The sequence below is a fragment of the uncultured Gimesia sp. genome (genome assembly GCF_963972345.1).
GTDB lineage: Bacteria > Planctomycetota > Planctomycetia > Planctomycetales > Planctomycetaceae > Gimesia.
The window spans coordinates 12886-28001 of the sequence record NZ_CAXAVM010000090.1 but is presented as its reverse complement, the minus strand read 5'-3'; the positions used below and the strand labels follow the sequence as shown (position 1 = coordinate 28001).

The window sequence follows — 15116 nt, the reverse complement described above, 5'->3', positions numbered from 1 at the left end:
GACATCAACCATAAAACCGTCCAACCCCTTAACTAGTTGAAGCAGTCTTCCCTTAAATCCTGTCGCCGGTTGACTGTTCTGATCTGTCACCAGTTGAAAACTGACTTGATGCAATTCGTCCTGACCCGCAACAGCTCCCGTTGCCTGCAACTGGTTCAATCGCTTTAACTCCAGCAGAATCTCCTGATCAGTTCCAGACTCAGCAGAAGCAACAGGACGATCTGCCAATACAGCGACATGCTCCAGCATTTTCTGGTTCACCATCCGGCTGTCCTGCACCAGGATCCACGCAAAGCCCACCACAGCGAGACAGCAAACTGCCATCACGGCAGAAATCCCGGTCATAATGCGTTGCGACATGATTTTCTCCTTCATTGCGTCCAGCCAGAGTTGGCGGGCGATTTTGATGGGATCGCCGAATTGATTTAATACACGTTGTTTTGCTGTCTGTTCGTCCGGATTTTTTAATAACTCTCGATTCAAAGCGCACACAAAGTGATCGCTGAGTTCGTCGATAATATCCTGCCGCAAGGATGACGGTTCATCATCGCGCCTGGGCGGAAAATCGTCGATGCTCAGCTCAGGCCAGGCCACTTTGTGCTCCCAGAATACGTTCGATGGCTGAGGAAAACTGTTTCCATTCCTGCCGTTTCTCGTTGAGCGCTTTCTGGCCCTGGATCGTCAGTTCGTAATACTTCCGCCGACGACCATCGACTTCACGCCAGAACGACTTCAACAGTTTTTTACGCTGCAGCTTATGCAACGCCGGATACAGACTCCCCTCTTTCAGCTCAAACTCGTTGGCCGAACGATTCGTCACGCGTTGCGTAATTTCATAGCCATAAGTGGGCCCTTCCGAAACCAGTTCCAGAATGAGCATCTCCATCGTGCCTGCAAATAATTGCGGATTCATCTCTTATCCTCCGATACATAGGATGACTACATGTTCCATATATAGCCGCTCTAGGTATTAACTGTCAAGAAGATTTTGGAAAAGAATTCACCAGGGGGTGAGCCCGAATGCAATTCGGTATTGCCGCAGGCAACAGGAAATTGTCGGAGTAAACGCACAATAAAAGGGAAACTTCCGACCCCGATTGCGGTAGGGTGCGGACCCATGTGTCCGTCCGCCTGGTGAAGATCGAACTGGTTTTACGCTCTGAACGGGACCAGTAAAACATTCGCAGCGTGACAATGTAAAGGAAGTAGACCGCGGGCGAACACATGGGTTCGCCCCTACGTCGAGTGTTTGCACTGACAGTTTCCTGCTCGATACGCTCGGCCCGAATTACATTCGGGCCAACCCAGAGACTCATTTTCTGTCGCCATCGGAAGGCAGGCGGATGGACACATGGGCCACGCCTTTGTCTCTTACTGTTGATTTCCCGCGTTGGCGCAGAACTGGTAGTAGACTTCTTCCGATTTCAGCAGTTGATCAATCTCGAGCCACTCATCGATCGTATGCGCCTGGGCGATGGAACCGGGGCCGAAGACCATTGAGGGGACGCCCCCCTGATTCACACGGGCTGCGTGCGTGCCATAGGGCACACCCACTTTTTTGTGACCGGGCTCCAGCTTATCTATCACGGATAACAGCCGGTCGCTCCACTCTCCATTATTGTGGTCGGACAACGAAACGCCGGTAATCCACGGCGGCAGCATTTCGAACTCGAATGGCAAAGCCTGCTTCAAGTATTCTTCCACCTGGTTCATGACTTCGATTCCGTCCTCGCCGGGAATCACGCGGCGGTCGATTTCGATGGTACACCAGTCAGGCACGATGTTGACACTTTCGCCCCCTTCGATCACACCCACACTCAACGTCGGCGGACCACACAGCGGATGCGCATCCCAGCCTGAAAGTTCGTCGGCGTAGGTCTGCAGCGCCTTGATGACATCTGCCATCTTGTAGATGGCGTTCACCCCGTCGTTGGGCTGAGAACTGTGGCAGGCCTTTCCCTTCGTTTTGATTTTCCAGCGGGTGGCGCCCCGATGCGCCACGACAATGTCCAGCATCGTCGGCTCGGCAACTAGCCCCAGGTCGGGCGGCTCGGTCAGAATCTTGCTTAAGCCACTCGGGTTTTCCCAGAGCTGCACAAGGTGATTGATGCCTTTGACGGTCGCTTCTTCATCACACGTACAGGACAGAATCACGTTCGCCGCATTCGGAGGATTGTCTTTGACCAGGCGCGTGAAGGCCATCAGCATTGCCGCCATACTGCCTTTGACATCGCAGGCGCCGCGACCATAGATCTTTCCGTCTTTTTCCGTGCCCTCAAACGGGGGGACAATCATCCCCTCTACGGGAACCGTATCCTGGTGGACGTCCATCAGGATCGTGGGCACTCCGGGTTTAGGTGTCGTACGTGCTATGACATTATTTCTTCCGGGAACGACTTCAATCGATTCATATTCGACTCCCAGTTCTGCGAAATAATTACATAAGAACTGGGTCAGTCTGCCTTCGAAATAGATATCACCGGTCACAGTGCGGCCCATCGGATTCACACTGGGAATGGCAATCAGTTGTTTTAACAGCCTAACGGCATCCATCGACATTTCACCTCTCATCAAGCTCTCTATTCACGCTTTAAAGCACTTTATCGCGCAGTAATTCTCTCCGCCAAGTGTCTCTCATGCACGGATCGATTTCCACTGATACGGCAATCCGAATCTTCAGATGGTTGAATTTTATGCCACTGACAGGCTCTAATAGGGAGAATCGATGTTCCCATTTTGCTGGACTTATACTCCAAGGAGTCTCCGATGAAAAACATACTGAACTGGACTGCAGCGGCACTGATGCTCTTTCTGTCCGCAGACATGACGCAGGCGGAAGACCAGGCCGAAATCCCCGGCGTGGGTCCTGTCAGCAAACCCGTCAAACTGTTTACGGATTTCAAATTCACCGAAGGCCCCGCGTTTGACCTGCAGGGGAACCTGTATTTCACGGATATTCCCGATAATAAAATTTACCAGGTCGACACAAAGGGAAAACTGTCTACTTTTCTGGAGCCCTCCAATCACTGTAATGGACTGATGCTCGATGGTGCAAACAACCTGCTGGCTTGTGAAATGGACGGACGCCTGGTCAGTATCAGCCTGAAAGACAAAAAAGTCACCCCGCTGGCAGCAGAATACAAGGGGAAACGTTTCAACGCCCCCAATGACCTCGTCATTGATCGGACGGGCGGAATTTACTTTACCGATCCCCACTTCCGGGCTCCTGAACCGCTGCCACAGGGAAAAGTCGCCGTCTACTACCGCGCCGCGGATGGCGAAGTCACACGTCTGGTGGACGATCTGGCAGCCCCGAATGGCGTGATTCTTTCTCCCAATGAAAAAACGCTGTATGTCATTCCCAGCATGTCGAAAGAAATGTGGGCTTATCCAGTGACATCGCCCGGTAAAATCGGCAAAGGTCGCGTTTTCTGCAGCCTGAAGCAGGAACCCGGGACTCCCGAACCTGGCAGAGGGGGAGACGGCCTGACGATCGATACGAATGGCAATCTCTATATCACGTCAGCACTGGGTCTGCAGGTCTTCTCACCTGAGGGAAAACTGCTGGGCATTATCGAAGTACCTGAAAAGCCGGCCAATGTGACTTTTGGCGGGAAAGATAATGCGAGCCTGTTCATTACCGCACGCACTTCACTGTATCGTGTCGACACGCAAGCCAAAGGGCACCGTTTTCCGGGTCCCTCTTCGTGATACCGGCAATGCGACTGATACGACTTGTTCCATCTGGTTCGATAATGAGTGAACCGGGATAAACTGAACGCTGGTCTGGCTGAAAAGCCGATAAAATGACCAGCGTCTTTTTTTGGAATCAGCCTGATTTGCAGAATGTTGACCGTTTTGCTTGATTCCGTTCAAAATTTTTTCCTGTTTATCATCTTCCCTGTACGCGGGAATTGTGCTGGCTTTCTTAAGAAGTCATAATCGAAACTGCTGCTCGCAATTGGAAGAAAAACATCTGAAATAAGTCTGAAAACATACGTTTTTTCCCCGTGACTCGGTTGGAGTATTGTGTCCGATGTCTGTTGAAATTAAAGTTCCCTCGGTAGGGGAGTCCATCTCCGAAGTTCAAATCGGAGCCTGGCACGCTGCTGAAGGAAAATGGGTCGCTCAGGACAGTGAAATTGTCGAGCTCGAAACCGATAAAGCCACTTTCGATGTGCCCGCCCCACTGGATGGGATTATCATCGAAATTCTGAAGAAAACCGGGGAGATGGCAGCCGTCGGTGAAGTCATCGGCTACCTGGAAGAAGCAGAACGCCCCGAAGGAGCGGAAGACCCGGCACCGGAAAAGAGCCCGGCCAAAACCGAATCCGCGTCTGCTCCCGCTTCTGACAAGAAAGCTACTGACAAGAAATCTTCTACGGGATCTGGCGAACGGGTCATGCCGGCAGCGGCTCGCGTGATGGCGGAAAAAGGGTTGAGTCCCGGCGACGTCAAAGGGACCGGACCGGGAGGTCGCATTCTGAAAGAGGATGCCCTCAGCTACCAGGAGCCCGGCACCTCAGACAATGGTGCTTTCCGCGAAGAAGAAATTGTCCCCATGAGTCCGATCCGTAAGAAAATTGCGGAGCGCCTCGTCGAAGCCCAGTCCAACGCAGCCCTGCTGACTACATTCAACGAAGTGGATATGTCGGCGGTCATGGAACTGCGGTCTCAGTACAAAGACATGTTCCTCAAGAAATATGATGTCAAACTGGGCTTCATGTCCTTCTTCGTCAAAGCGGTCGTGGATGGCTTGAACCAGTATCCACAAATCAATGCCGAAATTCGCGGTACCGACCTGGTCTTCCGGAACTACTATGACATCGGCATTGCCGTCGGCGGTGGTAAAGGTCTGGTCGTCCCGATTCTGCGCAACGCCGAACGACTCAGCTTTGCAGACATCGAACTCAAAATCAATGATTTCGGGCAACGCGCCAAAGCAAACAAAATCAGCCTCGAAGAACTTCAGGGAGGCACCTTCACGATTACCAATGGTGGCGTGTACGGTTCCCTGCTCTCCACTCCGATTGTGAACCCGCCTCAAAGTGGCGTGCTGGGCATGCATGGAATCCAGGATCGCCCTGTCGCCATCAACGGACAGGTCGTGATTCGTCCCATGATGTATATCGCTTTGACTTACGATCACCGTGTCGTCGATGGCCGGGAAGCCGTGGTCTTCCTCAAACGACTCAAAGAAGTCCTGGAAGAACCATCACGCATGCTGATGGAAGTCTGAGAATCAAACGCACATCTTAAGAGGCTTGGAAAGGGTTCCTGCCACTGCAGGAAAATGAGAAAATGAACCACGATCTGGTTATTATCGGTGCTGGCCCCGGTGGATATATTGCAGCGATCCGTGCTGCACAACTGGGTTTGAATGTCGCCTGTATCGAAAAAGAACGCATGCTCGGTGGCACCTGTCTGCGAGTCGGCTGTATTCCCAGTAAAGCGCTGCTCGAATCAAGTGAGCTGTATAAAGAAGCAGAACACTCATTCAAAGATCGTGGCATCAACGTCGGTTCGCTGTCGCTCGACCTGGATAAAATGTTGAGTCAGAAAGACCGGACCGTCAAAACCATGGGCGGCGGCATTGATTCCCTGTTCAAGAAAAACAAAATCACCCGTTACACGGGGCATGCCACTATTACAGCGCCAGGAAAAGTCTCTGTTGATAATGGTGACGAAAAAACCGAACTGGAAGCCAAATACATTCTGATTGCCACCGGCAGTGAACCTTCCACGTTACCGGGAATCGAACTCGACGGCGATCGCGTGGGGACGAGTACCGAAGCCCTCGCCTACGAGCAGGTTCCCAAGCATCTTGTCGTCATTGGCGGCGGTGTGATTGGCTTGGAACTGGGAGCCGTCTGGAGTCGACTGGGAGCGAAGGTTACCGTGCTGGAATACCTGGATCGCATCCTGCCCACCACCGACCTGGAAATTGCTAAAGAGGCACTGAAGATCTTCGAAAAACAGGGGATCGAATTCCAGTTGGGCTGCCGCGTCACCGGCGTGAAAGCCAACAAAAAGACCTGTGATGTCGAAATCGCAGACGCCAAATCGATTCGCTGCGACCGAGTTCTCGTCGCGGTGGGACGACGTCCGAATACGGAAAACCTGGGCTTGGAAGAAATCGGGATTGCCCTGGATAAAAGGGGTTTTATCCCGGTCGACGCCCACTACGAAACCGCCGTCAAAGGCATCTTCGCTATTGGTGATGTCATCGGCGGCGCCATGCTGGCTCATAAAGCAGAAGACGAAGGAGTCGCATTTTCCGAACGTCTGGTCACAGGTTATGGACACGTCAACTACGATGCCATTCCCAGTGTCGCTTACACCAATCCGGAAATCGCCGCCGTCGGTAAAACCGAAGAACAGCTGAAAGAGGAAGGCATCGAATACCGTAAAGGAACCTTTCCCTTCATCGCCAACGGTCGTGCCCGCGCCATGGGTCAGACAGAAGGCAAAGTCAAGATGCTGGCGGATAAGCAGACGGACCGTGTCCTGGGGGTTCACATCCTTGGGCCTCGTGCCGGGGACCTGATTGCCGAGTGTGCTGTCGCCATGGAATTTGGTGCCAGCAGTGAAGATATCGCCCGCTGCTGCCACGCCCACCCGACGCTGGCTGAAGCCGTCAAAGAAGCAGCACTGGCCGTAGATAAACGGGCTCTCAATTTCTGAGATGTCTGATTCCCGCTGTCACTTTTCCGACACGACGCTCTCCACTCCTGCGGAAAATCTGGCGCTCGACGAAAGCCTGTTGTATCAGATCAATCAGCAGGATTCCCGGGGTTGCCTGAGAATCTGGGAAATCGATCAATACGCGGTCATCCTGGGCAGCTCAAATCAGGTCGCAGAAAATGTGAATCAGTCTGCCTGCCAGCAGGACAGGATCCCGGTTCTCCGTCGCTGTACCGGCGGGGGGACCGTGCTGCTGGGACCGGGGTGTTTCATTTATTCGCTGTTTCTGCGCATCACAGCCGAGCAGCATCTGGCCGGCATCGAAGCCACCACGCGAGAAATTCTGAACCGTATTTCGGGAACTCTCAACCGGCTCAGACCGGAACTGAATGTCGAAGTACGTGGCATCAGTGATCTGACCGTGGAGGGACACAAATTTTCCGGGAATTCCCAGCGGTGGTTAACCACCACGCTCCTGCATCATGGCACGATTCTCTATGACTTTGATCTCGATCGCATTCCCCGGTATTTAACCAGTCCTGAACGGGAACCCGAATATCGATCGCAGCGCGATCATCTGGAATTTGTCACCAACTATGATATCAGCCCCACTCTGCTCAGAGACTCGCTGATCGAAACCTGGCAGGCAATTGAACCGGAACCCGAATTGCCACTCGAACGTGTGCAGCAACTGGTGCAGGAAAAATATGAGACGGAGCACTGGAATCTCCGCCGCTGAGTCAGGACAACGCTTCCTGAATGGGTTGCTCCTGCAGTTCAACTTCAACAGTCGTAAAGTGATCTTCAATGACCCGCATCTTTTTCCAGTGCCCTGCCTGGAAGCGGATCAGATACCCAAATCCCAATACGCCAATATACGCCGTACAGGCAGTCCAGCTGCCAAAGATCTTTTCGTCTGCGTATTTCCAGATCAGAAACGTGGGAATGACCATGATGGTCCACCCTGTGACCAGTGAATAGATCATGCAGAAGCGGGTATCCCCGGCGCCGCGGATCGCTGAGCCAAAGACGACTGCTAACGCGTCGAATAATGAAAACAGGGCGGCAAATCGCAGCAGGACGATCGTCATCTGCTTGACCTGTTGAAACTCTTCCGTCATGACTTCCGGCTGGTAGGGTCTGAGTAATAATTCCGGCAAGCCTACATAGATGACAGCAAAAATGATCATATATAAAGTCGAGACGATATACGCTTTCCATGTGGTTGTCACGGCCAGTTGAGGTCGACCCTCGCCAATGCGTTTGCCAACCAGCGTCATCACAGCCGTACCGACTCCCATCATCGGCACAAATGCCAGTGAATTCAGATTGAAAGCAATCGTCGTCGCCGCCAGTTCTATCTTTCCAATTCGTCCGACCAGAACCACAAACAGGGTGAACCCGACTATATCGACGAAAAACAACATTCCATTGGGAAACCCGTAGCGAATCAATCGCAGCAGCAGACTCTGATTCCAGTGATAATGATTGAGTAAGCCATACTCGCGGGCTTCATGCCTGGCAAAGATGATCACAGCATAAAAAACCATGGTCGCTACATTCGCCAGTACGGTCGCGATCGCGGCCCCTTTGATTCCCATGGCAGGGACTGGTCCTGCCCCGAAGATCAGCAGGTAATCCAGAACCATATTGACGAGTACACTTGCCAGGTTCACCCACATGACGACCATCGTTTTACTGCGACCTGTATAAAAACAAGAGAGCACAGTCGAAATTAATGCGGGACCGGAACCCAGACAGAGTATCGAAAAATAATCGACTTCCAGGACCTGGATTTCAGCAGCATGACCAATCCAGTGAAAAATACTGGTGGAAAGAGGGATGCCCAGCAACAGGATGGCCCCCCAGATCAGCGCCACATAAAATCCCTGCCAGACGGATTCAGAAACATACTGCTTCTGGCCTGCCCCCTCGTACTGCGCGACAAACGTATTCACATAGGTCGCCATCCCCATCGCAATCGACATGATGGCCCATTGAATCATGCCGGCAGGTAACGCAGCAGCCACTGCTTCGGTTGACCACCAGGACAGGAAGATCCGGTCTACCACATGCATAATCGACAGCGAACCACAGCTCAGCACCAGGGGGATCGCTACGTTCGCCAGTTCACGTAAACTTCCCGGGCTCACAGAGCCATTCTTATTTTCAAAGGACGAGGAGTCCATTCGGTACAATCCGATTCAAGATAGTTGAGCGCAGAATACAATCGCCGGAATTGTAGTAGCAGAGAATGAGGTCCGCAGACCGCCGGCTGGCAGCATATCACAATTTTCACAAAATGCCTCTTTCCACGACACGCCAGAACCGGAATTAGTTCGCATTTCTCATCACAATTACAGACGCTTTCAGCTGCATGAGCCCGCTGACAAATTGTCCAGATGCGCGGATCCTAAAATCTCGTCTGGACCTGATTTGCAATTCCTAGTTTAATTCACGGATTTCATCGGGTTTCGGCCGGTCCCGATCTCGTGAAATGCCTGATCCCGGCACCAGTTAAAAGAACATATCTAACGGCACATTATAGACTTAGAGCAACACCACCTTACTCATAGACTAGAGTGAATCCTGTGAACAGTTTTACGCGATTAATACAATATGTCTGGCCTTACCGTAAAAGACTGGTCGTTTCCTTCTTTTTTGCGATCATGGTCGCGGTCCTCTGGGGGGCGAATCTTTCCGTCACCTTCCTGGTAGTCAAGGTTCTGCTGCAAGGGGAAACCCTGGGCGGATATGTACAGGAGCAGATCAGTGAAAAAGAAAATACCATTCAGGATAAATCAAGAGTTCTGAAGGACCTCTCGAATTCGATTCAGTCCCAGAATCCGAATGTGAATTCTGAAGAAATCAAACCTGACACCACACTCACACAAACGGATCTGGCAGCCGCCCCCGTCGATTTGCTGAGTGAGCATACCCGTCAGCAGACCAAGCTGAACTCGGCTTCGCAAAAACTGCTCGTGCTCAAGTGGATCCAGACAAACGTCATCAGCCGTATCCCCGAAGATCAGTTTGACACTTTCGCATTAATTCTGGGAGTGCTGCTGATTACCACTTTCATCAAAGGCATCTTTATCTTCACGCAGGATGTCATGGTGGGCGGGGTCGTAGAACTGGTGACGATGGCCATCCGCAAGGAATGCTTTCGAAAAGTACTCGACCTGGATTATCAGAGTATCTCCTCTGAAGGTACGGCATCGCTGATGTCTCGGTTCACTTTCGATATGCAGCAGCTCTCCCAGGGTCTCACTCTGATGGGAGGGAAAATTGTCCGGGAACCGCTGAAGGCGCTGGCCTGTATTATTTTTGCCTTCCTGGTCAACTGGAGACTCACGCTGCTCTCGTTTGTGTTTGCACCCCTGATTGCGATTGTGTTTTACAAAATCGGTAAAACGCTGAAACATGCCAGCCAGAAAATGATGGAGAGCATGTCCCGGATTTACAAAACACTGGAAGAGTCATTCGAAAGCTCCAAAGTCATCATTGCGTTTAACGGCGCCCGTAAGCATCGCAACCGCTTTCATCATGAGAATAAAGAGTTCTTCAAGAAAGCACTCCGAATTCTCCGCATCGATTCGCTGACCAGCCCCACCACGGAAATGCTGGGTCTGATGGCCATCTTTATCGCTTTGATTCCCGGCTCTTACCTGGTGCTGCGTCAAAAGACGGAAATCTGGGGGATCCAGCTCTCCTCAACTCCCATGGATATCGCCACACTTTCCATGATGTACGCCTTGCTGGCCGGGATTTCCGATCCTGCCCGCAAAATGTCTTCTGTCTATTCAAAACTGAAAAAAACAGCTGCTGCCCTGGAACGGATTTTCCAGATCATCGACCGTGAAACCCTGGTCAAGGAAACTGATGAACCGCAACGTTTCCCTGCGGAAGTGCAGACCGTTAAATTCAACAAGATTGACTTCACTTACGCCCAGCGTAAAGAATCGACCCGCAATAACGAACCGATCCTGGATGGCGTCAACCTGGAAATCAATGCAGGTGAAGTCGTACTCGTCGTGGGCGAAAACGGCTCCGGTAAATCAACACTCGTCAATCTGCTCCCCCGGTTTTATGACCCTGACAAAGGGAACATCTTTATCAATGAAGTTGATATCCGGGATATCCGCCTGAAGGATCTGCGAAATCATATCGGGGTGGTCTCCCAGGAAACCATGCTGTTTGATGATTCGATTCTCGAAAACATCCGTTACGGTCGACCGAATGCTTCCCGACTGGAAATCGAATCCGTCGCAAAAAAATCACATGTATTGCAGTTTGCCGAACAGTTGCCAGACGGCCTGCACTACAACGTGGGAGAGAAAGGTCATGAACTCTCCGGCGGACAGCGACAGCGCATTGCGCTCGCACGAGCGATCCTCCGAAATCCGGACATTCTGATTCTGGACGAAGCGACTTCCGCCATCGATTCGCAGAGCGAAATCCTGATTCATAAGGCGTTGAGAGAGTTTGCGCCCGGCAGAACCGTATTCATCATCACGCATTCTGTCGGTCAAAGCCTGTTGGAATTTGCGAACCGGATCGTCGTCATGGATTCCGGAAAGGTTGTCGCTACCGGACCACATCACGTTCTCGTTGATTCCTGCCCGCAATACCAGAGCCTGCTGAGTGCACAGGTCCGTCAGCGTTCTGCCTGAAAGCTTTCAGATCTCCGACATTATCTGCACAGTCGACCTGTGACAAAGCCGTTTGAATTTCTCGACTCTCTGTTCACGGGCAGGTATGATGACGTGAAGTTGACAGGACACTTTCTCGTTTCATCCCTCGAAGCCACAGGAACTGCGAACCATGAAATCGACGCTCACAGCTATTCTCGTCATCCTTGTGCTTGCCAGTCTGCTTAGTAAAGATTCTCCCATTGCCCTGGAAACCAGTGTTAAAGCAGAGCCCGCTGCCCGGGTCTCAGAGGAATCTATGGCACAGGCAATCGACCGTTATCTCGAAGCAGAAGCTGAGAGAAAAGAATCTCGTGCGCAAGCACGTCGTCCTGAGCGGGGAAGAACACAACCACGACGCCAGCAGACTCAGGAGCGCCAGAGAGAACCTCATTACGTCATGCAGCGTGAGCATGAGCGCCACGTGGACCAGCAACGACACCGGATACTGAAACTGCATGCCGTCGCAGAACAGCTGCAGGATACCGGGCTTCCGGAACTGGCGGAACAGGTTCACCGCAAAGCAGATGAACAACACCAGTTGCTGCAGCAGCAACTGGAACGCATGCCCCCTCCTGAGCAAGGTTTCCACCGTGAAGTACAGGAATCGCTCCAGCAACTGAGACACGAAATTCACGAACTGAAAAGGGAAGTACACGAGCTGAAGAAGGCTCTCACAGAACCTGGTCCGAAATCGGATTCGTAATTTCAGATATTCCAGAGGGCATCACATTAAGCATCGTGTCTCTCAATTGATGCTACCCGGTCTAAATGCTCAGTGAGGCATTACAGTAACTCGGGAGACCGTCTAACCCGTTTTCTCGGACAATTGAGCAGATACAAATTGCTTCATGTACTGGCAATCAGTAGAATTTATACCTCTGATCTGAGTGAATCTGCTCAGCCTCACCACTATTCATACTGACACGACAAAGATGCTTTCATGGTAAATCCGCTCTCGATCAAGTGCCCGCACTGTGAGGCTTCCTTCAAAATTAAAAGTAAATCGGCATTTGGCAAAAAAGTGAAATGCCCCAAATGCGAAACTCCTTTCGTCATTCCCGAACCAGCCTCGATCAGGTCGAGTGCGAAAAAGAAGAAATCGAAACCTTCGAGTCTCGCAGATGAGTTCTTTGATGACGAAAGCGAATCTACTTCCAGCCTGTTCGACGACGACTTTGACGACTGGGAAGAGGATCTGAGTGGCGGACCAGCAGCCAGGCCGAAGCCAAAGAAAACATCGTCAAAACCCAAACAGAAAAAGCAGAAATCCACTTCTGATTTTTCCATCAGCGATTATGGCTTCTCTCCCTTTTTAACCGGACTGGCTGTCTTTCTGATCCTGTCAAACCTGATCCTGGCTGTCCTCGGACATCATTTAGCGACCCTCGCTCAACTTGCCTCTCTCCTCATTGGTATCATTTACATCGCTGTCGGGAATTTAGGAATATTATACGTCGCAGCCAGGGAGAGTGCGCTTCAACTCATCATCTGTCTTTTCGTACCTTTTTACAGCTATTTCTACGCAATCATATCTTATGAATACACCAAAACGCATGTCATGAACTTCCTGATGGGACTGGTTCTGTGTCTCGGTACTATTTTTTTCGGCACGAATTCATCAGTGGGTCTATTTAAGAATCGGCACAGCAATAATATTGCAGCAGCTCCGGAACCCGATATTGGCGATCATTTCAACCAGCGCAACGCTGCCAACGAGAATCCCTTCAATTCCGATCCAAATCCCTTAAACAGAAGAAGCACTTCCAGTTCCCCGAAGACTCCGACTTATAATTTTGATTTGAACCGGGTCGACCCCATGCCCATGACCTGGCGGGAACGGGGGGTGAGCGGCAGTGGTGTTTATACTCAAAAGAAAACGTCCTCCGCCGGAACAGTCTATGAAGTCTTGCGTATGAAAAATACGAATGGGAAAGAGATTGCAGGCAGCACCATGCATTTCAGGGTGTATCTCCCCCCTGGTCATGATCCTGCTTCTCCCGTTCCCTGTGTCCTGATTCCTCCGGCAGGCTCAAACCTGTTAAGTGGCATGGCCATTGATCCGCATGACCTGATTCCGAATCCTGAACATGAACCCTATGTCAAAGCGGGTTTTGCCGTCGTAACCTTCTCAATCGATGGTGATCTCTGGAATCGGGAAAATTCCACCAATACCCAATATCGAATTGCCTTTGATCAATTCAAAATAAGCCAGGCGGGAATGGCCAACTGTCTGCACGCGTTTATCGAAGCGCACTCAGTCATTCCAGGCATTGACAAAGAAAATATCTTCATAGCCGGTCACAGTTCTGCGGGTACGCTGGCCCTGTTGTTTGCGGAACATTACCCCAAAATTAAAGGCTGTCTGGCTTATGCGCCCTCTGTGGACCTGCAGAAAAGCTTTGCAGACCACCTGGCTGATATCAAACCGATTTTACCTGACGTCGAAAGTTTCATCCGTCTCAGTTCTCCACAGACCCACATCAAAAAACTGAAGTGTCCCGTATTTTTGTTTCACTCCCCGCAAGATCCGGTCACCTCTTTTGAAAATGCTCACAAATTTGCCACCGCGCTGACAGTACAGGGAACACCGGTGGAATTTGTCATCAGTAAAGGAGCCGATCATTATCAGCCTATGATTGATGAAGGGATTCCGAAAGGCATCGCCTGGATCAAAAAGATTGTGGCTCAGTCAGCAGAATCGAAGCCGGACTCAAAAATGGCAGCGACAGAAACAGACAAACCTGTAAATAAAACCGTTTTACCAGGAATGGATCTTACCCGGCGAACGGCCACTTTTCAGATACTTGAATTCCCCAAATTCTATTCAAAGATTTTTGAAGATGACAAACAGGAGAATAGTAAACAGTTCTGGAAAGAATCGCTGGAATCCAAATCACAAAATTCTCTGAAAGATATTGTCACTGGCTACAAGGAAGGGACAGAAAAGATTGACCTGGAAAACATGACGTTCCGCTTCGATTTTGTTGGCACCCTTCCTGAAAATTTCTCCAGCCAGTTTGTGGAAGCATTTTTCACAGAAGACTTCAAACTCTCTACCAAGCCGACTTCTGTCGAAGAGTACGTATATGATCCAGAAGCAGGCATGCGTGGCACCAGTCCTCTCACGTTTCATATCCGCAATCTCAACCGGATCCGGTTCAACAGGATTACTTCGCCTAAAATTGCAGAGGCAGAGCTGAGACAGATTGAGCGATATGTCCCCGACTCCCTGAAAATCAACATGACGCAGGAATGGATCTATCTCAGCGTGAAAGGAACTGAAGGTCTGGACGAACTCACCAGTCCTGTGGAACGGGCCTTGAATCAGGCAGGCTTCTTTGTTTCAGAACAGAAAATGGTACTGACCGAAGCCGACCTGAATTCCAGCGATACATACAGTGTGGCGGGTGACAGTTCCTCGGCGACGAAAGTGAAGTCTCCTGCGGGTCCCGACGAAAAACTGAAATACATCATCCTTTATGGAGTCTACGGCGGTGATGATCTTAAAGAATCAGTTCAACGCAGCCTGAAGGGCTTTGTGTGGGTTGATCCGAAATCGATCCAGTTCAACCCCAATAAAAAAGAGATTTCCTTCAAGAACAGAAGCACCGTGGATACCGGGGCGCTCGAACGTGCATTGACCCGTAATAAGTTCTACCAGCTGGATATCTCATACGAAGCTCTCCCCGCCGAGTCTCCCGAGCCGACATCCAAAGAGAAAACTGCAGCTGAATAAAC

The 15116-nt window shown here is 51.0% G+C and carries 11 protein-coding genes; 7 read left to right on the top strand and 4 right to left on the bottom strand.

Annotated elements, in window-relative coordinates; genetic code table 11:
* The 3 genes from AACZ40_RS15970 to AACZ40_RS15960 form a co-directional block, all read right to left on the bottom strand.
* Positions 1–594 (bottom strand): hypothetical protein (locus AACZ40_RS15970; RefSeq protein ID WP_339674985.1); only part of this gene is annotated, 594 nt, incomplete at its 3' end.
* Positions 581–913 carry a PadR family transcriptional regulator gene (locus AACZ40_RS15965; protein WP_002643791.1) on the bottom strand — a complete coding sequence of 111 codons (333 nt, stop codon included), beginning with the start codon at positions 911–913 and terminating at the stop codon, positions 581–583. The genes AACZ40_RS15970 and AACZ40_RS15965, both read right to left, overlap by 14 nt.
* A 458-nt stretch (positions 914–1371) precedes the next feature.
* Positions 1372–2553, bottom strand: a complete 1182-nt coding sequence (locus AACZ40_RS15960; protein ID WP_291173378.1) for a M20 family metallopeptidase — start codon at positions 2551–2553, stop codon at positions 1372–1374.
* Between the two features lie 213 nt (positions 2554–2766).
* Between AACZ40_RS15960 and AACZ40_RS15955 the strand changes: the two genes are divergently transcribed.
* The 4 genes from AACZ40_RS15955 to AACZ40_RS15940 all read left to right on the top strand — a co-directional run bounded on the left by AACZ40_RS15955 (position 2767) and on the right by AACZ40_RS15940 (position 7423).
* Positions 2767–3711: an SMP-30/gluconolactonase/LRE family protein gene (locus AACZ40_RS15955; protein ID WP_339674982.1), complete on the top strand. Its 945-nt coding sequence runs from the start codon at positions 2767–2769 to the stop codon at positions 3709–3711.
* A gap of 325 nt (positions 3712–4036) precedes the next feature.
* Positions 4037–5239, top strand: coding sequence for a 2-oxoglutarate dehydrogenase complex dihydrolipoyllysine-residue succinyltransferase (odhB, locus tag AACZ40_RS15950; RefSeq protein ID WP_291173372.1), 1203 nt, complete (start codon positions 4037–4039; stop codon positions 5237–5239).
* A gap of 62 nt (positions 5240–5301) precedes the next feature.
* Entirely contained in the window at positions 5302–6684 is a 1383-nt protein-coding gene (gene lpdA, locus AACZ40_RS15945) for a dihydrolipoyl dehydrogenase (protein ID WP_291173370.1), read from the top strand.
* 1 nt (position 6685) lies between these two features.
* Positions 6686–7423 (top strand): lipoate--protein ligase family protein, encoded by a 738-nt coding sequence (locus tag AACZ40_RS15940; protein ID WP_291173367.1) that lies wholly within the window; start codon positions 6686–6688, stop codon positions 7421–7423.
* A gap of 1 nt (position 7424) precedes the next feature.
* Here the strand turns inward: AACZ40_RS15940 and AACZ40_RS15935 are convergent, their stop codons facing one another.
* Positions 7425–8873 carry an MATE family efflux transporter gene (locus AACZ40_RS15935; RefSeq protein WP_291173364.1) on the bottom strand — a complete coding sequence of 483 codons (1449 nt, stop codon included), beginning with the start codon at positions 8871–8873 and terminating at the stop codon, positions 7425–7427.
* A gap of 402 nt (positions 8874–9275) precedes the next feature.
* On the opposite strand from AACZ40_RS15935, the gene AACZ40_RS15930 reads away from it, so the two are divergent.
* The 3 genes from AACZ40_RS15930 (at position 9276) to AACZ40_RS15920 (ending at position 15114) form a co-directional block, all read left to right on the top strand.
* A complete protein-coding gene (locus AACZ40_RS15930; RefSeq protein WP_291173362.1) occupies positions 9276–11357 on the top strand; it encodes an ABC transporter ATP-binding protein in 2082 nt (693 codons plus the stop codon).
* A gap of 151 nt (positions 11358–11508) precedes the next feature.
* Positions 11509–12081 (top strand): hypothetical protein, encoded by a 573-nt coding sequence (locus AACZ40_RS15925; RefSeq protein ID WP_291173359.1) that lies wholly within the window; start codon positions 11509–11511, stop codon positions 12079–12081.
* Between the two features lie 237 nt (positions 12082–12318).
* Positions 12319–15114 carry a prolyl oligopeptidase family serine peptidase gene (locus tag AACZ40_RS15920; protein WP_291173356.1) on the top strand — a complete coding sequence of 932 codons (2796 nt, stop codon included), beginning with the start codon at positions 12319–12321 and terminating at the stop codon, positions 15112–15114.
* The last annotated feature ends 2 nt before the right edge of the window (positions 15115–15116 follow it).